Here is a 19409-nt window from a genome sequence, read left to right as displayed (position 1 = left end):
GATGTCGGCGCGCCCCACGTGCCGGCTGGTTCCGCCCACTCGTCGCGTAGACTCACCAACCCGTACGGATCCCCCGTCGACGGGCCGGATCCCAGGGGCTCGGCCGGCGAAGCGAGGCGGGGAATGACCGAACGGATCGACAACTGGCTGGTCACCGGTGCCGGCGGCATGCTCGGCCGGGACCTGGTGGCGGTGCTCGGCGCCGACCCCGCCCGCAGGTTCACCGCCGCCACGAGGGCGGAACTCGACCTGACCGACCCGGCGGCGCTGCTGGCTGCGGTGACCGGGCACGACGTCGTGATCAACGCCGCCGCCTGGACCAACGTCGACGGGGCCGAGACGCACGAGGACGAGGCCACCGCCGTCAACGGGACGGGCGTCGAGAACCTGGCCCGGGCATGCGCGCAGGCCGGTGCGCGCCTGGTGCACGTCTCCACCGACTACGTGTTCCCCGGCAACGCCGACCGGCCCTACCCGGAGGACGCCCCCACCGCCCCGATCAACGCGTACGGGCGCAGCAAGCTCGTCGGTGAGCAGGCCGTGACCCGGCTGCTGCCGGAGACCGGTTACGTGGTCCGTACCGCCTGGCTCTACGGGACCCACGGCCGGAACTTCGTCAACACCATGTTGCGGCTCGCCGCCGAACGCGAACACCTCACCGTGGTCGACGACCAGCTCGGCCAGCCCACCTGGTCCCACGCGCTGGCGTCCCGGCTGGTCGAGTTGGGTGACGCCGCACGCTCCGGTGCGGCCCCGGCCGGGATCTACCACGGCACCGCGTCCGGACAGACCACCTGGTTCGGCCTGGCCCGCGCGGTGTTCGAGCTGAGCGGCCTCGATCCGTCCCGGGTCCGGCCCACCACCAGCGAGAACTATCCCCTGCCGGCGCCCCGCCCGGCGTACAGCGTGCTGGGCCACGATCGGTGGCGGTCGGCGGGACTCGCACCCATGCCAGACTGGCACGAGATGCTCGGTGGCGCGCTCGCCGGCCGGGGCCTCGTCCCGGCCACCTGATCGATCCCCCACGACCTGATCCATCCCGCGCAGCCCGATCCCATCCCGCACCGCCGAGCGATATCCGACCCCGGGAGAACACGCCGACATGCACGACCCGAACGCCGGTTCCTTCGTCGAACACAGCCGCCTCCCACGGGTCAGCGCGATCGTGCTCGCATGGAAGGCCGAGCCACTGCTTCGCCGCTCCGTGGAGACGTTGCTGGCCTCGGCGAAGGTGGAGGTCGAGGTGGTTCTCGTCGACAACGGCTGCACCACCGACGACGTCGAGGTGCTGGCGAAGCTGCCCGGCGTGGTGGTGGTCGGCGAGGGCGAGAACATCGGCTTCTCCGCCGGCTGCAACCTCGGCGTGACGGCCGCCAGCGGGGACTACGTGGCACTGGTCAACGGGGACGCGATCGTCGAGCCGAACACCCTGGCCCGGCTGGTCGAGGTGGTGGACCAGTCGGACGTGGGCATCGCCGCCGGGGCGGTACGCCTGGCCGACGAACCCGACCTGCTCAACTCCTCGGGCAACGAGGTCCACGTGCTCGGGGTGAGCTGGATCGGCGGCTTCCGGGAACGGGAGACCCGGTCCGAGCCGACCGAGACGGCCGGGGCGATGGGCGCCTGCCTGGTGACCTCACGCAGCCACTGGGACCGGCTGGGCGGCTTCGACCCGCACTACTTCGCCTACCACGAGGACGCCGACCTCTCCATCCGTACCTGGCGGGTCGGTCTGCGGGTGCTCAACGTGCCGGACGCGGTCGCCCTGCACCGGTACGAGTTCAGCCGCAACAGCTTCAAGTACTACCTGGTCGAACGGAACCGGCTGATGTTCGTGGCCACCCTCTGGGGTCGCCGGCCGCTGCTGCTGCTCGCACCGCCGCTGCTCGCGCTGGAGCTGGTGATGCTGCTGCTCGCGGTCAAGGAGGGCTGGTTCCGGGACAAGCTGCGCGGCTACGGCTGGCTCTGGCGGCACCGGCGGCACCTGGGCGAGCGCCGTCGGCAGTTGCACGCCGAGCGGACCGTCCCGGACCGGGTCTGGATGCGGGTCCTGACCGACCGGTTCAACACCCCGCTGATCAGCCCGCCGGGAGTGGGCCTGCTGAACGTGTTGATGTCGGCGTACTGGCGGGTGGTTCGACGCTGGGTCTGAGACCACCCGCCCCGCCGGACACCGGGTCAGCCCTCGGGCTGCTCGGTGTCCTTCGTTTCCAGGTCGGCCGAGGCGGCCGAGACCGCGGGCTTGTCCGGGCCGGTGGCCGGAGTCGCCGGGCCGGCCGGCGTCGGCTCGGGGGCCTCGGCGCCCTTCGGCTCCGCCTCCCCGTCGAGCAGGCTGGTCAGGGCGGCACCGGTGATCCGACGGAAGGTACGCCCGATCCGGCCCCGGTCCAGCACCGCGACCTCGAGCTGGTTCGCCGCGATCGTCCTGGCGGCACCGTTCTCGCCACCGACGCTGCGCAGGGCCTGCACCGCGAGCCGTACGGCCTCGCTGAGCGACATGTCGTTGCGGTGGTTGTCGCGCAGCGCGACGGTGATCGCCTCGCTCTGCCCGCCCATCGCCATCCGACCCGGCTCGTCGTTGACCGAGCCGTCGTAGGTCAGCCGGTAGATCTCGTCGTCGTCCGGGGTGACGCCGACCTCGGCGACACAGATCTCCACCTCGAACGGCTTGGACTGCTCGGTGAAGATCGCACCCAGGGTCTGCGCGTACGCGTTGGCCAGTGCCCGGCCGGTCACGTCCCGCCGGTCGTAGCTGAGCCCGTTCAGGTCGGCCATCCGTACGCCGGCGCGGCGGAGGTTCTCGAACTCGTTGTAGCGGCCGACGGCGGCGAAGCCGATCCGGTCGTAGATCTCACTGACCTTGTGCAGGGCGCTGGAGAGATTCTCCGCGACGAAGAGAATCCCGCCCTCGTAGCTGAGTACCACCGCGCTACGACCCCGGGCGATGCCCTTGCGGGCCAGCTCGGAGCGGTCGCGCATGATCTGCTCTGGCGAGGCGTAGAACTGCATGGCCACGGCGGCGGTTCTCCTTACAAGCTGGTCTGGCGACTAACGAGCTGACGGCGTACGGGAGGGATGGTGGTCGACCTCAGCCGCCCGGGTTCTCCATCCGGGCCGCGACGACGGCTTCGGCGACCGACGCGGTCTCGGCCTCGGTGAGCCGGTTGGTCCCCTCCGCCGTGGCTGTCATCACCACCGGGTAGATCCGGCGGGTGAGGTCGGGGCCGCCGGTGGCGGTGTCGTCGTCGGCCGCGTCGTAGAGCGCCTCGACGGCGAGCCGGACCACCTCGTCGGTGCTCAGGCCGGGCCGGTAGCGCTTCTTCAGCGCCGAGCGGGCGAACAGGGACCCGGAGCCGATGGCGTCGTAGCCGGTCTCCTCGTAGGGGCCACCGGCGACGTCGAAGCTGAAGATGCGGCCGGCCTTGGCCGGGTCCGCGACGGCGAGGTCGAAGCCGGCGAAGAGCGGGATCACGGCCAGGCCCTGCATCGCGGCGCCGAGGTTGCCCCGGATCATCGAGGCGAGCCGGTTGGCCTTTCCGTCGAGGGAGAGAACCGCGCCCTCGATCTTCTCGTAGTGTTCGAGCTCGACCTGGAACAGTCGCATCATCTCGATACCGATGCCGGCGGTGCCGGCGATACCGACCAGCGAGTGCCGGTCCGCCGGGTGGACCTTCTGGATGTCCCGGCTGGAGATCATGTTGCCCATGGTGGCCCGGCGGTCGCCGGCCATCACCACGCCGGTGGCGCTGGTGATGGCGACAATGGTGGTCGCGTGCGGCGCTATGTCGGCGGCCAGGCCCGGCGGTAGCGGCCGGCGGCCGGGCAGCAGCTCCGGCGCCACCTTGCTCAGGAACTGTGTGAAGGAGGACGTCCCCGCGTTGGTGAACACATCTGGTAGCCGCCCGGATGGATCAAAACCCGCTGCCACGTGGTTCCTCTCAGTACGTGATCGCCAATGCCCAACGCCCTGCGCCGTCGCCTGACCGGCCACGACCACCGTTGCGGTTGAAGCAGACTATCGTCTGCCTCCGCCCCGCGCGATGATCTCGGTGCCGGCGTGGTGTGACGACGCGAGCGGCTTACCGGAGCCCGACCGGAGGCTACTCGCCACCCTTTTGGACATAACCCCGGACGAACTCTTCCGCGTTCTCCTCGAGCACGGAGTCGATCTCGTCGAGCAGGTCGTCGACATCCTCGGTGATCTCGGCATGCCGCTCCGCGACCTCGGGATTCGCCTCGGTGGTGACGTCCTCGACCTCTTCGTCGCGGCGCGCCTTGCCGGACTGGGACTGACCGCCGGTGTCACGGGTAGCCATCTGGTGCCTCCTCCACGATCGCTTGCAAGAAACCTACCTCGGAAGAGCGACAGAACGGGGCGACGACCGCGACCTTTACCGCTCGCCTGCCCGATTCGCGTCCCCACGACGGGCACGACGGGACCGGTCCCGTGCCGGGGCACGGGAGACGACGGACGATCGGTACCGGGTCTACCCGGCGGCGGGTACGGCGACCGGCGGGCGACCACGGTCCGACGGGTCGGTGGCACCGGTCGGACCACCTCCCGGTACGGGTTCCCTCGCCTCGGGATCGCCACCGTCGTCGGGGCCCGACCTGCCGCCGCGCCAGGGCAGGCGGGGGTTCCAGTCCTTGAGACGCAGGGCCTGCTTCTCCACCAGGTGCCAGGAGAACGCGGCGATGACCAGGCTGACCAGGGCGCTGGCCACGAAGTAGCCGGCCAGGCCGATCTTCTGTACGCCGTACTTGGCCAGCACCTGTTCGACCACGAACGAGTAGATGTAGACGCCGTACGAGTAGTCGTTGGTCTGTCCGACCCGGTGCAGGGCCTTCGGTAGCCGCACGGCGAGCCAGAGGATCACGTACTCGTAGGCGAGCAGGCCGGGGCCGAACAGCTCGCCCCGGAACGCGAACCAACCGATCACCGCGAGCGCGGCCACGCCGAGCAGGTCGTTGATCGGTAGCCGGTCGCTGTACAGCTCGGCGACCCCACCGGCGAGGAACATGAAGCCGTACCAGAGGAACCACTGCTTGCCGAGCGGCCCGAGTAGCGGCAGCGGCCCGAACTCTCCGGAACTGAACACCGGAGGGTGACCGAAACGCAACTGCTGGTAGTGGTTGTAAACGAGCACCCCGAACACGAAGACCGCGAAGAGCAGCACCAGCCAGCGGGCCCGACGCAGGACCGCGAGCACCGCCAGCCCGGCGACCAGGAGATAACAGAAGATCTCGTACGCGAGCGTCCAGAGCGATCCGTTGGGCAGGGACCGCTTGTGCCCGATCCCGTACGGCGTGTCGAACCGGAACACGTCGACGATGCCGCCCTGTCGGAGGCCACCCCACCAGTTCTGCTGCAGGTAGTTGATCACGCCGACCCGGTGCCGCCACAGCCCGTCGAGGGTGCCGTGCCGCAGGTAGTAGAAGGTCGGCGCGACGACAAAGGCGACGAACAGCAGGCAGACCCACAGGCCGGGCCAGATCCGCAGGGCGCGGTGCCAGAGGAAGCGCGGCAGCGAGGTGCGCCGGGCGCTGCGGGTGATCAGGAATCCGGAGACCCCGAAGAAACCGGCCACGGCCAGCCCGGGAATGTCGACCCGGGTGGTGAGCGCGCGGTCGTAACCGAGCACCGCGGCGTGCGCCAGCACGACGGCGAAGGCGAACCCGAGCCGGAGGAAGCCGAAGCTGTTGGCCCGTCCGGTGTACGCCTTGCTCAGCGGTACGGACACGGTCGAGCGACGCGCCGTGCGCAGCAGGAGAGGAAACAAGAGAAACCGCCCGGGGTGGGAACGGAGCACGTGACACGGAAGCATGCCACAGCACCGATCTCCGACAAAAATCCCGGAGCGGCTCCCCCGATCAGTTGCCCGTGATGGTCTCCAGCAGGTCCTTGGCGCTCGGGCAGCGGTCGAACAACGCCCCCACGTGCTTGCGCGTGCCGCGCTCCGGTTCCATCATCGGCACCCGGACCAGCGACTCCCGGCCGACGTCGAAGATGACCGAATCCCAGCTCGCCGCGACCACCTCGGAGGCGTACTGGGCCAGGCAGCGACCCCGGAAGTAGGCGCGGGTGTCCTCGGGCGGCTCGACCATCGCCCGCCGGGTCTGCTCGTCGGGCAGCAGGGTGGCCATCGACCCCCGGGCCACCAACCGGTGGTAGAGGCCCTTCTCCGGGCGTACGTCGGAGTACTGCAGGTCGACCAGTTGCAGCTTGTGCGAGGCCCAGCCGAGCTTCTCCCGCTCCCGGTAGCCCTCCAGCAGCCGCAGCTTCGCCACCCAGTCCAGCTCGCCGGCGCAGAGCATCGGGTCGCGTCCGAGCCGGTCCAGCACGCCCTCCCACCGCTCCAGCACGTCCAGGGTCTGCTCGTCGGCGTCGGCACCGTACCGGTCCTCGACGAAGGCCCGCGCCCGCTCGTAGTACGCCCACTGCAAATCGAGCGCGGTGAGCCGGCGGCCGTCGCGCAGCCGCATCCGATGCGTCAGCGACGGGTCGTGGCTGACCGAGCGCAACTCGGCCACCGGATCGGCGATGCCGAGGTCGGGGGTGAGCGCCTTCTCCTCGATCATCGTCAGGACCAGGGCGGTGGTGCCGACCTTGAGGTAGGTGGAGATCTCGGAGAGGTTCGCGTCGCCGATGATCACGTGCAGCCGGCGGTACTTGTCGGCGTCCGCGTGCGGCTCGTCGCGGGTGTTGATGATCGGCCGCTTCAGCGTGGTCTCCAGGCCGACCTCTACCTCGAAGAAGTCCGCACGTTGGGAGATCTGGAAGCCCGGTTGCGAACCGTCCTGGCCAACACCGACCCGGCCCGCCCCGCAGAAGATCTGCCGGGTCACGAAGAACGGGGTGAGGTACGTGACGATGTCGGCGAACGGGGTCTGCCGGCGCATCAGGTAGTTCTCGTGCGCGCCGTAGCTGGCGCCCTTGTTGTCGGTGTTGTTCTTGTAGAGGTGGATCGGGTGGGTACCGGGAATCGTCTCGGCCCGCCGGGCCGCCTCGGCCATCACCCGCTCCCCCGCCTTGTCCCAACGGACCAGGTCCATCGGGTTGGTCACCTCGGGAGTCGAGTACTCCGGGTGGGCGTGGTCGACGTAGAGCCGGGCACCGTTGGTCAGTATCACGTTCGCCAGGCCCAGATCCTCGTCGGCGAGCGCCTCAGCCGGGTCGTAGGCCGCACCGGAGTAGGTGAAACCGCGCGCGTCGCGCAGCGGTGACTCCTCCTCGTAGTCCCACCGAGCACGACCGCCACGGGTCAACTCGGGACGTGCGCCGTAGGCGTTGACCACCTGTGACGAGGTGACCATCGGATTGGCCCCGGCCTGCCCGGGAACCGAGATACCGTATTCGACCTCGGCGCCCATGATCCGCCGTACGCTCATGCCGCTGCCCCACTTTCCTCTTCCATGAGGCGAGCGTAGTCCGCTTTCAGGCTCATCCGTTCGCCCGATGTGACGACACGGCCGCGGAATGCACCTATTGGCCGGTGTCACCCCGTTGCGCGCGGTTGTGCGCCCTTGCGGACCGCCCGCCGGGAGCCGGGTCCGCGCTACTCGCCCTGAACGGGCACCGGGTACGCCTCCGTGTCGACCGGCTGCCGTTGGCTCGGCACCAGCGGGCGGGGCGTGGGCTTCGGGACCGGCTCGTAGCGGCGTACCAGCGCCAGGCCGAGCACCACCATCGCCCGTCCGAGGTAGAACGAGGCCTTGGCGACGGACTGGCTGGGCGTACCGGCCATCCGGGCCCGCATGGCGACCGGGACCTGCACCACGCGCAGGCCGACCCGGGCCACGTGCACCACGGTCTCGACCGTGTCGCCGAGGTACTCCACCGGGTAGGCGCGGGCGAACAGCTCGATCACCTGCCGGTTGGCGGCCCGGAATCCGGAGGTGGTGTCGGTCAGCCGCGATCCGGTGATCCGGCTGAGTACGCCCGCGAGCAACGACATCGCGTACTTGCGCGGCCCGCGTACGGCGTAGTCGCCGACGCCCGCGAACCGGGCGCCGATCACCAGGTCGGCGTGGTCCAGGGCGCTCACCAGTTCGGGCACGAACAGCGGGTCGTGCTGGCCGTCCGCGTCGACCTGGATGGCCACGTCGTAGCCGTGGTCGCGGGCGTACCGGTAGCCGAGCCGCATCGCCCCGCCGACCCCGAGGTTGTACGGGAGCTGCAGCACCGCCGCACCGGCGGACCGGGCCTGCGCCGAGGTCCGGTCCCGCGAGCCGTCGTCGACCACGAGCACGTCGACGGTGGGCAGGGCGGTGCCGACCTCGCGTACCACCTCGGCGATGGAACCGGCCTCGTTCCAGGCCGGGATGACGATCAGGATCCGCTTGTCGGCGATCACCGTTCCACCTCTTCCCGGCGGACCTCGGCCCGCAGCAGTGCCACGTCTTCGGCGAGCACCCGGGTCTCCTCCTCCAGACGGCTGAGTTCCCAGCTCAGATGAATGCTGATCAGAAGCAGGAAGACCACGCCACCGAAGAGCACCAGGCTGACGCCGCTGACCACGCCGAGCGCGCCGGCGATCTCGTCCGGCAGCCGGGGGAAGAAGGCGAGCGGCAGCGCCACCAGGGCGACGCCGATCCAGAGTGCGGCGTACTTCTCCCGCAGTTGGCGGCGGCGCATCAGCTCGACCACGACCACCAGCAGGACCAGGCCGGTGATTCCGGTCAGCAGAGTCAGTCGCATCAGGAGGTCGGTTCCTCTCGCGAGCGCGGGCCGGCGACGACGTCGACGAGTTCCCGTTGCGTGGGTTGCGGGTCGGGGACGAGCCCGTCCGGGTCGGGGGCGGTGCCCGCGGGCAGCACCCGTTCCGGGGCGGTGAGCCGCCAGTGGTACGCGACCAGGATGGCGCCGGCCACGATGGCGAGCAGGATCGGGGTGATCGACCCGAGCGCGGGTTGCCACTCACCGCCCAGGACGTTGAACGAGATCACCCCGCGCCGGGGCGGCAGCCCCTGCTGGAAGCGCACCATCGTGTAGGCCAGGGCGGCGAGATGCGCGGGAACCAGCAGGAGGACGAACAGCCGGATCAGCTTGCGCAACGGGTCGACCAGGCCGCTCTCGGCCACCGTGTACGCGGCCAGGATCGGCACCCCGACCAGCAGCGGCAGGAAGTACCGCCCCTGGCCGATGAACGCGTATTCGTTGACGTTGATCGCCTCGATGACGCTCGGCACCAGCATGCCCAGTACGCCGAGCCCGGCGACCCGCCAGCGCGCGGCGTTCCCACCCAGGGCGAGCGCCAGCAGGACCAGGGTGCCGACCGAGAAGTACCAGGCAAGGTTGATCACCATGGGCAGCGGGGTGTCCAGCCAGCCGAGCACCCCCACCAGTTCCTGGATGTAGCTGTTCCACCGGTCGAGAATCTCGATCTTCATCGCGCCGACCAGGCCCAGGTGCCGACTGCCCACGCCGTTCGGGGTGATCTCGGCGGTCTTCTTCCAGAGGGTCCAGCCGACCGAGGCGATCCCGGTCGCCGCGAGCGCACCGGACAGGATCCAGAACCGCCGGGAACGCAGCAGGGCGCGGTAGGCCGGCAGGGTCAGCCCGATGAGCAGGACCGCGGCGATGACCGCGAACCAGGCCGGGCCACCCGACCGTACGGTGAGCAGCACCGCGCCGCCCACCCCGGCGAGCCACCAGGCGGACCGCCGCCGGCCGGCTCCCTCCGGTTCGAGCAGGATGGCGATCAGTCCCACGACCATGGCGGCGCCGGCCGCGATCTCGACCGCGTTCGGGTTGACCGCCCCGGCGAGGTGCGCGGTGATGGGGGTGACCGCGACGAGGATGCCGCCGAAGGCGAGGCGGTGTCGCAGCGTCAGGGCCACCGAGGTCGCCCAGGCGAACAGGGCGGCGACCAGGGCGGCACTGAGCAGCCGGGCGAGCAGTACGCCGGCCATGTTCGGGGAGAGCACCAGCGGCCAGCCCACGGTCAGGTAGTACGCGGGGTTGTATCGACCGGCCGGGGTGAGCACCTTGACCAGGGTCTCGTCCCCGCCGGGCTCCCGGGCACAGCCGGCGTCCTGGTCCGGGTGGTGCGCGAAGCAGTTGCTGCGGATCAGGCTCTTCGGCACTTCGTGGTACGCGCCGGGAAATTTGCCCTCTTTTGCCGGCGCGGGAGCGATGTCGCCGGAGGCCACCCCGTACGCGTGCTGGATGTGCCGCATCTCGTCCGGCGTGCCGTCGTAGGGCGTGGCGATGGCCCAGGCCGCGAACAGCAGGAAGAAGCCGGCGAACGGCAACATTACTCGCAGTAGCAGACCTGTGGCGGGCCGAGCCGACGGGTGGGGCCGGGCGGGTGCGGCCATGGGGGTGGTCACGGGTGCCGAGGGTACTCGATGTCGGGCTTCGAGCGGGTTCGGGTCCGAACGCACTCCGGCGCGTACGCCGCTATGCTCACCGGTCGTGACGACGACTGCCGATCAGAGCGCTCCCGACACCCGGGAGCCCGCGTCCGGATCCGCCCGGCCGAGCGGCCTGGTGCGCCGACTCCTCAACACCGGTTTCGTCCGGTACCTGGTGGTGGGCGGTGGGAGCGCGGCGCTCGACACCGGCCTGCTCTGGCTCCTGCACGGAGCGTTCGACGTCTGGCTGCCGCTCGCGACGTTCCTCGGGGTGGTGACCTCGACCGGGCTGAACTTCCTGCTCAACCGGAGCTGGGTCTTCTCCTCCACCGGCGGGGCCGGTGGGCAGCTCGTCCGCTACCTCATCCTGGTCGGCGTCAACTGGGTGCTCACCGTACTGATGGTCGCGGCCCTCGCCGGCCTCGGGCTGAACTACCTCGTGGCCAAGTGCGTGGCGCTGGTGGTGCTGACCACGCTCAACTTCGTGGTCTACCGGGCCTGGGTCTTCCGCGACCCGACTCCGGCGGCGGAGGCGAAGCTCGGCTGACCGGGTAGCACCGGGGAGATCGACAACGGGGGGCGACGCGTACTGCGTCGCCCCCCGTTCATCGCTGATCAGGTCAGAGGTACTGACCGGTGTTGCTCGCGGTTTCGATGGAACGGCCGGCTTCGGCGCCCTTGCCCCCGGAGACGAGCGTACGGATGTAGACGATCCGCTCGCCCTTCTTGCCGGAGATCCGGGCCCAGTCGTCCGGGTTGGTGGTGTTCGGAAGGTCCTCGTTCTCCCGGAACTCGTCGACGCAGGCGTCGAGCAGGTGCTGCAGGCGCAGCCCCTTGCGTCCGGAGGAGAGGAACTCCTTGATCGCCATCTTCTTGCCCCGGTCGACGATGTTCTGGATCATCGCGCCGGAGTTGAAATCCTTGAAGTAGAGCACCTCTTTGTCACCGTTGGCGTAGGTGACCTCGAGGAACCGGTTCTCCTCGGTTTCGGAGTACATCCGCAGGACCACGGCCTCGATCATGGCCGCCACCGTCGCCTGGGCATCCTGCCCGTGCTCGGTGAGGTCGTCCGAGTGCAGTGGCAGCCCGGTGAGGATGTACTTGGAGAAGATGTCCCGGGCCGCCTCGGCGTCCGGCCGCTCGATCTTGATCTTCACATCGAGTCGGCCCGGACGCAGGATGGCCGGGTCGATCATGTCCTCCCGGTTGGAGGCGCCGATCACGATGACGTTCTCCAGCCCCTCCACGCCGTCGATCTCGCTGAGCAGCTGCGGAACGATCGTGTTCTCCACGTCCGAGGAGACACCGGAGCCGCGGGTACGGAACACCGAGTCCATCTCGTCGAAGAACACGATGACCGGAGTGCCCTCGCCGGCCTTCTCCCGAGCACGCTGGAAGATCAACCGGATGTGCCGCTCGGTCTCGCCGACGTACTTGTTGAGCAGCTCCGGACCCTTGATGTTCAGGAAGTAGCTGGTGTGCTTCTGCTCACCACGCCGCTCAGCGATCTTCTTCGCCAGCGAGTTTGCCACCGCCTTGGCGATCAAGGTCTTCCCGCAGCCCGGCGGACCGTAGAGCAGAATGCCCTTCGGCGGGCGCAACTGGTGCTCCCGGAACAGCTCGGCGTGCAGGAACGGCAACTCGACCGCGTCCCGGATCTGCTCGATCTGGGACTGGAGGCCACCGATGTCGCTGTAGTCGACGTCGGGCACCTCCTCGAGGACGAGTTCCTCCACCTCGCTCTTGGGAATGCGCTCGTACGCGTACGCCGAGCGCGGTTCGATCATGAGCGAGTCGCCGGCTCGAATCGACGAGCCGATCAGTGTCTCGGCGAGATGCACGATCCGCTCCTCGTCGGCGTGGGAGATCACCAAGGCCCGGTCACCCGGACCCCCGGTGGGACTCTCCAACACCTCCTTGAGCATCACGACCTCTCCGACCCGCTCGAATCCGAACGCGTCAACAATGTTGAGCGCGTCGTTGAGCAGGACCTCCTGACCACGTCGTAGCTCGTCGACCTCCAGTGACGGAGATACCGCCACGCGCAGCTTCCGACCGCCGGTGAAGACATCCACCGTGCCGTCGTCGTGCCGCGCGAGGAAGACGCCGTACCCGCTGGGTGGTTGAGCCAGCCGGTCGATCTCTTCCTTGAGCGTGACGATCTGGGCCCGTGCCTCTTTGAGGGTGCTCACGAGCCGGTCGTTGTTCTCGGTCAGTCGAGCTAGCTGCGCCTGGGTAGCCGCCAGTCGCTCCTCGAGCTGCCGGACGTGTCGGGGGCTTTCGGTCAGCTTGCGCCGCACCAAGGCCAGTTCCTCTTGAAGGAACGCGACCTGGGTGGAGAGATCGTGGGCCTCCTTCTCCCACCGTGCGGCGCGCGAGTCCGCGTCGTCGCTGCGTGCCACGTCCCACCTCCCCGGGGGGCTTGAACGTTCTGCCCTAACACTAGCCGCTATGACGCCGATTCGGTCCCATGCAACACCCTCGTCACCGAACCTTGATCGTCACGGGGGACGCCGCTGGGGTCGTACGGGGGCGTTCGGGTACCGTCGGGTACGTGCCGGACGAACGGATGGAGGGGTCATCGTGGTAACCCAGACCGAGACCGATGAGCTGCGTGTTTGGGTGGACCAGGACCTCTGCACCGGCGACGGCCTCTGCGTGCAGTACGCCCCGGAGGTCTTCGAGTTCGACATCGACGGCCTGGCGTACGTCAAGAACGGCTCGGGCGAGATGCTGCTCGCCCCGGGCAGCCGGGTCGACGTACCCGCCCATCTGCGGCTCGACGTGATCGACGCGGCCAAGGAGTGCCCGGGCGACTGCATCCACGTGCTGCGCAGCCGGGATGACGTCGAGGTCGCCGGTCCGGACGCCGAGGACTGATCCGGGCGCGGACGACCCGAGCTTCCCGGCTCGGCCGGGGAGGCGAAGCCGGCGGGACCGGCTCACAGCATGGGACGGCCGAGTACCGAGGCAACCAGTCGGGCAAACTCCTCGAGCCGGGCGATCTGCCCCGCCCCGCCGTCGTCGAAGGTCTTGCCGAAGCGCAGCGCGTCGTGCCGGGGTGAACCCACCACCTCGTCCGCCGGGACCCCCTCGTCCAACGAGCTGAGCAGCAGGTAGACGTCGATGCTGTCGACCCGTACGCCGCCGCTCGGGGTCCGGGTCAGCCGTCGGCGGCACCCCACCTCGGTGACCGTCGACACCGGGACGACCCGCAGCGAAGAGGTCATCGACCCGGCCGGCCCGTCGTCCGGCGGGATGTCCTCACCGTGCCAGAGGATCAACCGGCTGCCGTCGCAGACCGCCACCTCCTGCCAGACCCCGTTCACCTCGTTGACGAACCGTTCCAGGGTGAACCCCAGCACGGAGGCGCCGCGCAGCACGCCGCCCAGCGCCTCCAGCGCCACCTCGGGGTCGCGGAGGTACGCCCGCGCAGCCGACTCCAGGTCCTGGTACGGCGACCAGTCCGGGAAGACGGCGGGGAGGTCCCCGCCGCCGAAGGTGGGCCTGCTCATGCGGACCTCCCGAGGTTGATGATCACTGCACGTCCCTCTACCCCGCCTCGTCCACGCCACCCGCCGGGGCGAGCGGTGCCGACTCCGCGTCCCGAACTGCCTGCTCCGCCGCCCGCAGTCCCGCCTTGCGCGCCGCGTACGCCTCGACGCCCTTGCTCGGCTTGCGACGCCGCGGCGGCGCGATCACGCCGGGCGCCAGCTTGCGCGCGGAGACCAGGAACGCGGTGTGCGCGATCATCCGGTGGTCGGGGCGCACCGCCAGCCCCTCCAGGTGCCAGTCCCGCACCAGCGACTCCCAGGCACGTGGCTCGGTGAAGCCGCCGCGCTCGCGCAACGCCTCGACCAGGTCGGAGAGCTGGGTCGTGGTGGCCACGTAGCCGATGAACACCCCGCCGGGCACCAGCGTGCGCGCCACCAGGTCGAGTACGTCCCACGGGGCGAGCAGATCCAGGATGATCCGGTCGAACTCCGGCTCCTGGCAGGTTGCCACGTCGCCCACGGTCAGGTGCCAGGACGGGTGCGGACCGCCGAAGAAGGCCTCCACGTTGCGCCGGGCGATCTGGGCGAAGTCGTCGCGCAGCTCGTACGAGTGCAGCTCACCGGTCGGGCCGACCGCGCGCAGCAGGGAGCAGGCCAGCGCACCGGAGCCGGCACCGGCCTCGAGCACCTTCGCACCGGGGAAGATGTCGCCCATGGCGACGATCTGGGCGGCGTCCTTCGGGTAGATCACCTGGGCGCCACGGGGCATGGAGAGCACGTAGTCGGAGAGCAGGGGGCGCAGCGCGAGGTACGCGGTCCCGCCCGCGGAGGTGACCACACTGCCGTCGGGCAGGCCGATCAGGTCGTCGTGCTCGAGCGCACCCCGGTGGGTGTGGAACGACTTGCCCCCCTCCAACGTGATCGTGTGCATCCGACCCTTCGGATCGGTCAACTGCACCCGGTCACCCGGCCGGAACGGGCCACGGTGGGCCGGTACCGGCGCGGCGTCGGTGGGGTGGGCGGTGGTGGGCTGTGCGGTCACTGAGTCATCTTTCGTTTCGGCTCCAGGAGCTGCGCCAGATCGGCGATGTGCAGAACGCCGACGACATCTTCGCCTGACGTCACGAGATACTGCGCGCCCGGGTCGGTCTGCACGGCCTGGATGACCTCCTCGCCGTCCAGATCCACCGGGAGGGTCGGAAGTCCGTCCAGGCCACGGGCCACCGTGTCGATCGCGACCCATGGCCGCCGGTCCACCGGCACCGCCTCGGCGGCGGCCCGGTCGACCAGGGCGACCAGCCGGCCCGACGAGTCGTCGACCCCCAGCGCCACCGGTGCCGGCCCGGTCGCCGATCCCCGCCGCTGCGCCTCGGCCAGCGGGGTCCCGGTGGGCACCCGGAACACCGGGCGGGCGAGCTGGTGCAGGTCGATGAGGGGGAACCGGCGGCTGATCCGGGCCATCCGGATGGACTGGCCGGCCCCCTGCCAGAGGGTGAAGGCGACCAGCACCATCAGGGCCAGTCCCAGCGGCGCGATCAGCCCGACCCAGGTCAGCACCCCGACCAGTACGGCGGTGACCACCGCGACGGCCCGGCCGGCCCAACCGGCGACCTCGGTGCCGAGGTGCCGATCCCGACTGGCCGCCCAGACCAGGGCACGCAGCGCACGGCCGCCGTCGAGCGGCAGACCGGGCAGGATGTTGAAAACCGCCACGATGAGGTTGCTCACCGCCAGTTGCAGGGCGAACTGGTCGGGCAGGGTGCGATCGGGCAACAGCACGGCGGCCACCACCGCGGCCAGGCCGAGCACCAGGGACACGGCCGGGCCGGCGAGCGAGACCAGCAGGTCCACCCGGGGTGTCGGGGCGTCACGGTCCATCTCGGTGTAGCCGCCCAGCAGTTCGAGCGTGATCCCGCGTACGCCGATGCCGTGCCGGCGGGCGGTCACCGCGTGACCGAGTTCGTGCAGGAGCACCGAACCGAGCAGGCAGACCACGAATCCGAAGCCGACCAGATAGCCGGTGACCTGCGACAGCTCCAGCTCACGACGGACGAACTCGCCGTACACCACGGTCACCAGGACGGCCAGCAGCACCATCGAGGCGTTGACGTAGACCGGTACCCCGAGCACCCGCCCGACGGCGAGGCCGGGACGGCGGTCCGGCCGGGTTTGCCGCCTTGAACTCTGCTGCACCGTGTCGATGCTACGTAACCGCGCGGAGCAAGCTCGCCCGCGGCATGCTTGCGGGGGCCCGTGCCCGCGTAACCGTCGTACCGGTGGCCTAGCCTTCCGGTCATGGTGGCGGAGATGGTGACGAAGCAGACGGCCGGGCGATCCCCGGTGGCCGAGCGGCCCCCGGGGCCCTCCCTCTCACCGTCGCGGGCGGCGGATTTCAAGACCTGCCCGCTGCTCTACCGGTTCCGCAGCATCGACCGGTTGCCCGAGCGGACCAGCCTGGACCAGATTCGCGGCACCCTGGTGCACGCGGTGCTGGAAAGGCTCTTCGACCTGCCCGCGGCGGACCGCACACCGGCGGCCGCGGACGACCTGGTGACACCGCAGTGGGACCAGTTGGTGGCCCGGGAGCCGGAGCTGACCGACCTGTTCCCCGAGGACGCGGCGATCGACGTGACCGAGTTCCTCGGCTCGGCGCGCCGGCTGCTCGAGGGTTACTTCACGGTGGAGGACCCCCGCCGACTCGAGCCCGCCGAGCGGGAGACGCTGATCTCCACGGTCGTCGACGACGAGTTGCTGATCCGCGGTTACATCGACCGGCTCGACGTCGCCCCGGACGGGGCGTTGCGGGTGGTCGACTACAAGACCGGCGGAGCGCCCAGGGAGGCGTTCGAGGCACGTGCGCTGTTCCAGCTCAAGTTCTACGCGCTGGTGCTCTGGCGTACCCGTGGGGTGGTGCCGAAGGTGCTCCGGCTGCTCTACCTCAAGGACGCCGAGATCTGCGACTACGCGCCGGACGCCGACGAACTCGCCCGGTTCGAGCGCACCCTGGTCGCCCTCTGGCGGGCGATCGAGCAGGCCACCGCCAAGCAGGACTTCCGGCCGAAGCCGAGCCGGCTCTGCGACTGGTGCAGCCACCAGGCGCTCTGCCCCGCCTACGGCGGCACGCCGCCGCCGTTCCCGGAGTTGACGGTCACCGCGGTCGTGCCGGAGCAACCCAGCCGGTCCGCCGGGCCCGCCGTGGACGAGTAGCCCCTCCTCCCGAGGCCGGTGGCCCTCCTCCTCAAGGAGGAGGCGCATTCCACCCCTGGGTGCGGACGTCGGCACCCAGGCAGCGGCTACCGTGCGGAACATGACCCGCATCGACGTCCCGGCCGTCCTCGACCGGCCGCCGGGTGGGACCGGACCGGACGCCGGGCCGCGCCCGCCCACCGGGTGGTGGCGGGGCCTGCTTCCCACCGGGTACGTCCCGGCCACGTTCGGCCGGGACGTTCTCCTGGCGGCTCTGGTCGTACTGACCGAGGTGCTGCTGGTGGCGACCGGACCGCCCGAGGCCACCATCGACGGATGGCCGAGAACGATCACCTGGAGTCTGGTCTGTGCGGTGCCGATCGCGCTGCACCGGGCCTGGCTGCCGGCTGCGGTGGCACTGGCGCTGACCGGTTTTGCCGCCGCGGTGGTCGACGGGCACCAGCCGCTGACCGCGGTGGTGGCGTTCATCCTGCTCACCTACACCACCGCCGCCGGCTTCACCCTGCGCCGGGCGATCCTCGTGGCCACCGCGCTCTGGGTGCCGATCCTGGTCACCGCCTTGGCACTGCCGGCGGCCCGGGACCAGATCGGGGTCTCCGGGGGATATCTGCTGTTCACCAACGTACTGATCGCGTTGGTCTGCTTTTTTGTCGGACGTACGGTGCACGCTCGGCGGGCGACGATCCGGGCGCTGGAGGAGCGTGCCCGGGTCGCGGAGGAGAACCAGCGCTCCATGGCCGACCAGGCGGTCGCCGACGAGCGGCGGCGGATCGCCCGCGAGCTGCATGACGTGGTCGCGCACCACGTCAGCGTGATGAGCGTGCTGGCGACCGGTGCCCGACGGGTGCTGCCCCGCGACCCCGCCGCCGCGGACGAGGCGCTGGACAGCATCGCGGAAACCGGCCGGACCACGCTGCGGGAGCTGCGCCGGCTGCTCGACGTGCTGCGTACCGACGACGCCGAACCGGCCGCCGACCTCACCCCGCAGCCCGGACTCGCCGGACTGGAGTCGCTGGTCGACCAGGTTCGCGAGGCGGGTCTGCCGGTCACCCTGCGGGTCGACGGCGTACCGGCGCCGCTGGAGCCCAGCCTCGCCCTGACCGTCTTCCGGATCGTGCAGGAGGCGCTGACCAACGCGCTCAAGCACGCCGGTACGGCCACCGCACAGGTCCGGCTCACCTTCGGCGTCTACTGGCTGGTGGTCGAGATCCTGGACACCGGGCGCGGCCCCTCGCTCGACCCCAACCTCGCCGGACACGGCCTGGTCGGGATGCGGGAACGGGTCGCCCTCTACGGTGGAACCCTGCGTACCGGCCCCCGTCCGGGCGGCGGCTTCCGGGTCTACGCGAAGGTCCCGATGGAACGCCTCGGCGTACCGAGCAACGAGGAGACGGCGTGACCGAGCCCCGCGAGGTCACCAGCCGGCTCAGGCCTTTAAGTCACGGCGACGACGAGCGAAGCGAGGAGACGACGTGACCGAGCCCCGCGAGGTCACCAGCCGGTTCAGGCCTTTAAGTCACGGCGACGACGAGCGAAGCGAGGAGACGGCGTGACCGAGCACCGCGAAGCCAGTACCTATGTGCGGGGTGGGGCGCGGCCGGTACGGATTTTGCTCGTCGACGACCAGCCGTTGCTGCGTACCGGGTTCCGGATGGTGCTCAGCGCCGAGAGTGACCTCGACATCGTGGGCGAGGCGGGTGACGGTGCCGAGGCGGTCGACCTGTCCCGCCGGCTGCTGCCCGACGTGGTGCTGATGGACATCCGGATGCCCCGGATGGACGGGGTGGCGGCGACCCGGGCGATCGTCGAGTCCCGCCTGCCGGTACGGGTCCTCATCCTGACCACGTTCGACCTGGACGAGTACGTGGTGGGGGCGTTGCGGGCCGGTGCGAGCGGCTTCCTGGCCAAGGACGTACCGGCGGACGATCTGGTGACCGCTATCCGTACGGTGGCCGCCGGTGAGGCGGTGGTCGCCCCGCGCATCCTCAAGCGGCTGCTGGACCAGTTCGCCGGGGTGCTGCCCGACCCGTCGGCGACCCCGCCGAGGGCGCTCGACGTGCTCACCGAGCGCGAGCGTGAGGTGCTGGTGCACATCGCCCGGGGACTGTCCAACGCGGAAATCGCGCGCACGTTGTCGATCAGTGAAACCACGATCAAGACGCATGTCGGACACGTACTCACCAAACTCGGTCTGCGCGATCGGGTGCAGGCGGTCGTGTTGGCGTACGAGTCGGGACTGATCCGTCCGGGCGCATGACGCACCGATAACGGTCGTGCGACGCAGCGTGGTGAGCCCGTACCCTCCTTTGGTCGGAGCCGGGAGGGTACGACGGTCGTACCGGAAAACCCTCC

Annotated in this window: 19 protein-coding genes; 7 read left to right on the top strand and 12 right to left on the bottom strand. The window is 70.1% G+C overall.

Features of this window, described 5'->3' with window-relative positions; all coding sequences use genetic code 11:
- Nucleotides 1-123 precede the first annotated feature (123 nt).
- Together rfbD and ACWEFB_RS00690 are read left to right on the top strand one after the other, a co-directional pair.
- Entirely contained in the window at nucleotides 124-1014 is an 891-nt protein-coding gene (rfbD, locus tag ACWEFB_RS00695; protein WP_452280872.1) for a dTDP-4-dehydrorhamnose reductase, read from the top strand.
- An 88-nt stretch (nucleotides 1015-1102) separates the two neighbouring features.
- Nucleotides 1103-2152 (top strand): glycosyltransferase family 2 protein, encoded by a 1050-nt coding sequence (locus ACWEFB_RS00690; RefSeq protein WP_452280870.1) that lies wholly within the window; start codon nucleotides 1103-1105, stop codon nucleotides 2150-2152.
- A gap of 26 nt (nucleotides 2153-2178) precedes the next feature.
- Here the strand turns inward: ACWEFB_RS00690 and prcA are convergent, their stop codons facing one another.
- From prcA to ACWEFB_RS00650, 8 genes are all read right to left on the bottom strand, one after another.
- Nucleotides 2179-3015: a proteasome subunit alpha gene (gene prcA, locus ACWEFB_RS00685; protein ID WP_326558575.1), complete on the bottom strand. Its 837-nt coding sequence runs from the start codon at nucleotides 3013-3015 to the stop codon at nucleotides 2179-2181.
- Between the two features lie 73 nt (nucleotides 3016-3088).
- Nucleotides 3089-3928 (bottom strand): proteasome subunit beta, encoded by an 840-nt coding sequence (gene prcB / locus ACWEFB_RS00680; RefSeq protein WP_452280867.1) that lies wholly within the window; start codon nucleotides 3926-3928, stop codon nucleotides 3089-3091.
- Between the two features lie 172 nt (nucleotides 3929-4100).
- Complete coding sequence (locus tag ACWEFB_RS00675; protein ID WP_326558577.1) at nucleotides 4101-4316, bottom strand: ubiquitin-like protein Pup; 216 nt, start codon at nucleotides 4314-4316, stop codon at nucleotides 4101-4103.
- 171 nt (nucleotides 4317-4487) lie between these two features.
- A complete protein-coding gene (locus ACWEFB_RS00670; protein ID WP_452280865.1) occupies nucleotides 4488-5780 on the bottom strand; it encodes an acyltransferase family protein in 1293 nt (430 codons plus the stop codon).
- A 91-nt stretch (nucleotides 5781-5871) separates the two neighbouring features.
- Nucleotides 5872-7389: a depupylase/deamidase Dop gene (gene dop / locus ACWEFB_RS00665; RefSeq protein ID WP_452280863.1), complete on the bottom strand. Its 1518-nt coding sequence runs from the start codon at nucleotides 7387-7389 to the stop codon at nucleotides 5872-5874.
- Between the two features lie 167 nt (nucleotides 7390-7556).
- Nucleotides 7557-8354, bottom strand: coding sequence for a glycosyltransferase family 2 protein (locus ACWEFB_RS00660; protein ID WP_452280861.1), 798 nt, complete (start codon nucleotides 8352-8354; stop codon nucleotides 7557-7559).
- A complete protein-coding gene (locus tag ACWEFB_RS00655; protein ID WP_326558580.1) occupies nucleotides 8351-8698 on the bottom strand; it encodes a DUF2304 domain-containing protein in 348 nt (115 codons plus the stop codon). Before ACWEFB_RS00655 ends, ACWEFB_RS00660 begins: the two co-directional genes overlap by 4 nt.
- A complete protein-coding gene (locus ACWEFB_RS00650) occupies nucleotides 8698-10332 on the bottom strand; it encodes a DUF2142 domain-containing protein (protein ID WP_452280858.1) in 1635 nt (544 codons plus the stop codon). The genes ACWEFB_RS00655 and ACWEFB_RS00650 overlap by 1 nt, the downstream gene beginning before the upstream one ends.
- A gap of 85 nt (nucleotides 10333-10417) precedes the next feature.
- Here ACWEFB_RS00650 and ACWEFB_RS00645 point away from each other — a divergent pair, with 85 nt between their 5' ends.
- Nucleotides 10418-10903 carry a GtrA family protein gene (locus tag ACWEFB_RS00645; RefSeq protein WP_326558582.1) on the top strand — a complete coding sequence of 162 codons (486 nt, stop codon included), beginning with the start codon at nucleotides 10418-10420 and terminating at the stop codon, nucleotides 10901-10903.
- A 73-nt stretch (nucleotides 10904-10976) separates the two neighbouring features.
- On the opposite strand, the gene arc is transcribed toward ACWEFB_RS00645, so the two are convergent.
- A complete protein-coding gene (gene arc, locus ACWEFB_RS00640; RefSeq protein ID WP_363602800.1) occupies nucleotides 10977-12758 on the bottom strand; it encodes a proteasome ATPase in 1782 nt (593 codons plus the stop codon).
- 181 nt (nucleotides 12759-12939) lie between these two features.
- On the opposite strand from arc, the gene ACWEFB_RS00635 reads away from it, so the two are divergent.
- The gene (locus tag ACWEFB_RS00635; protein ID WP_363602803.1) at nucleotides 12940-13236 is read left to right on the top strand and encodes a ferredoxin; all 297 of its coding nucleotides are present in this window, start codon (nucleotides 12940-12942) and stop codon (nucleotides 13234-13236) included.
- 62 nt (nucleotides 13237-13298) lie between these two features.
- Here ACWEFB_RS00635 and ACWEFB_RS00630 read toward each other — a convergent pair whose 3' ends face one another.
- Genes ACWEFB_RS00630 through ACWEFB_RS00620 form a run of 3 tightly spaced genes read right to left on the bottom strand, consistent with a single transcriptional unit; the run spans nucleotide 13299 to nucleotide 15980 of the window.
- Nucleotides 13299-13871, bottom strand: a complete 573-nt coding sequence (locus ACWEFB_RS00630) for a hypothetical protein (protein ID WP_326558585.1) — start codon at nucleotides 13869-13871, stop codon at nucleotides 13299-13301.
- A gap of 37 nt (nucleotides 13872-13908) precedes the next feature.
- Nucleotides 13909-14892, bottom strand: coding sequence for a tRNA (adenine-N1)-methyltransferase (locus ACWEFB_RS00625; RefSeq protein WP_452280854.1), 984 nt, complete (start codon nucleotides 14890-14892; stop codon nucleotides 13909-13911).
- Nucleotides 14889-15980 carry a site-2 protease family protein gene (locus tag ACWEFB_RS00620; protein WP_452281390.1) on the bottom strand — a complete coding sequence of 364 codons (1092 nt, stop codon included), beginning with the start codon at nucleotides 15978-15980 and terminating at the stop codon, nucleotides 14889-14891. The genes ACWEFB_RS00625 and ACWEFB_RS00620 overlap by 4 nt, the downstream gene beginning before the upstream one ends.
- Before the next feature lie 165 nt (nucleotides 15981-16145).
- On the opposite strand from ACWEFB_RS00620, the gene ACWEFB_RS00615 reads away from it, so the two are divergent.
- The 3 genes from ACWEFB_RS00615 to ACWEFB_RS00605 all read left to right on the top strand — a co-directional run bounded on the left by ACWEFB_RS00615 (nucleotide 16146) and on the right by ACWEFB_RS00605 (nucleotide 19314).
- The gene (locus ACWEFB_RS00615; protein ID WP_442792022.1) at nucleotides 16146-17057 is read left to right on the top strand and encodes a PD-(D/E)XK nuclease family protein; all 912 of its coding nucleotides are present in this window, start codon (nucleotides 16146-16148) and stop codon (nucleotides 17055-17057) included.
- A 100-nt stretch (nucleotides 17058-17157) separates the two neighbouring features.
- Nucleotides 17158-18456: a sensor histidine kinase gene (locus ACWEFB_RS00610; protein ID WP_452280852.1), complete on the top strand. Its 1299-nt coding sequence runs from the start codon at nucleotides 17158-17160 to the stop codon at nucleotides 18454-18456.
- A gap of 150 nt (nucleotides 18457-18606) precedes the next feature.
- Complete coding sequence (locus ACWEFB_RS00605) at nucleotides 18607-19314, top strand: response regulator (RefSeq protein WP_452280850.1); 708 nt, start codon at nucleotides 18607-18609, stop codon at nucleotides 19312-19314.
- The last annotated feature ends 95 nt before the right edge of the window (nucleotides 19315-19409 follow it).

It is taken from the genome of Micromonospora sp. NPDC004704, assembly GCF_053601675.1.
The sequence above is the reverse complement of the archived record's forward strand: the minus strand, read 5'-3'. Positions and strand labels throughout refer to the sequence as shown.

Coding starts and splice junctions, on each gene's coding strand:
- rfbD (WP_452280872.1), top strand. CDS start 124: ATGACCGAACGGATCGACAACTGGCTGGTCACCGGTGCCGGCGGCATG.
- ACWEFB_RS00690 (WP_452280870.1), top strand. CDS start 1,103: ATGCACGACCCGAACGCCGGTTCCTTCGTCGAACACAGCCGCCTCCCA.
- ACWEFB_RS00675 (WP_326558577.1), bottom strand. CDS start 4,316: ATGGCTACCCGTGACACCGGCGGTCAGTCCCAGTCCGGCAAGGCGCGC.
- dop (WP_452280863.1), bottom strand. CDS start 7,389: ATGAGCGTACGGCGGATCATGGGCGCCGAGGTCGAATACGGTATCTCG.
- ACWEFB_RS00655 (WP_326558580.1), bottom strand. CDS start 8,698: ATGCGACTGACTCTGCTGACCGGAATCACCGGCCTGGTCCTGCTGGTG.
- ACWEFB_RS00630 (WP_326558585.1), bottom strand. CDS start 13,871: ATGAGCAGGCCCACCTTCGGCGGCGGGGACCTCCCCGCCGTCTTCCCG.
- ACWEFB_RS00615 (WP_442792022.1), top strand. CDS start 16,146: ATGGTGGCGGAGATGGTGACGAAGCAGACGGCCGGGCGATCCCCGGTG.
- ACWEFB_RS00610 (WP_452280852.1), top strand. CDS start 17,158: ATGACCCGCATCGACGTCCCGGCCGTCCTCGACCGGCCGCCGGGTGGG.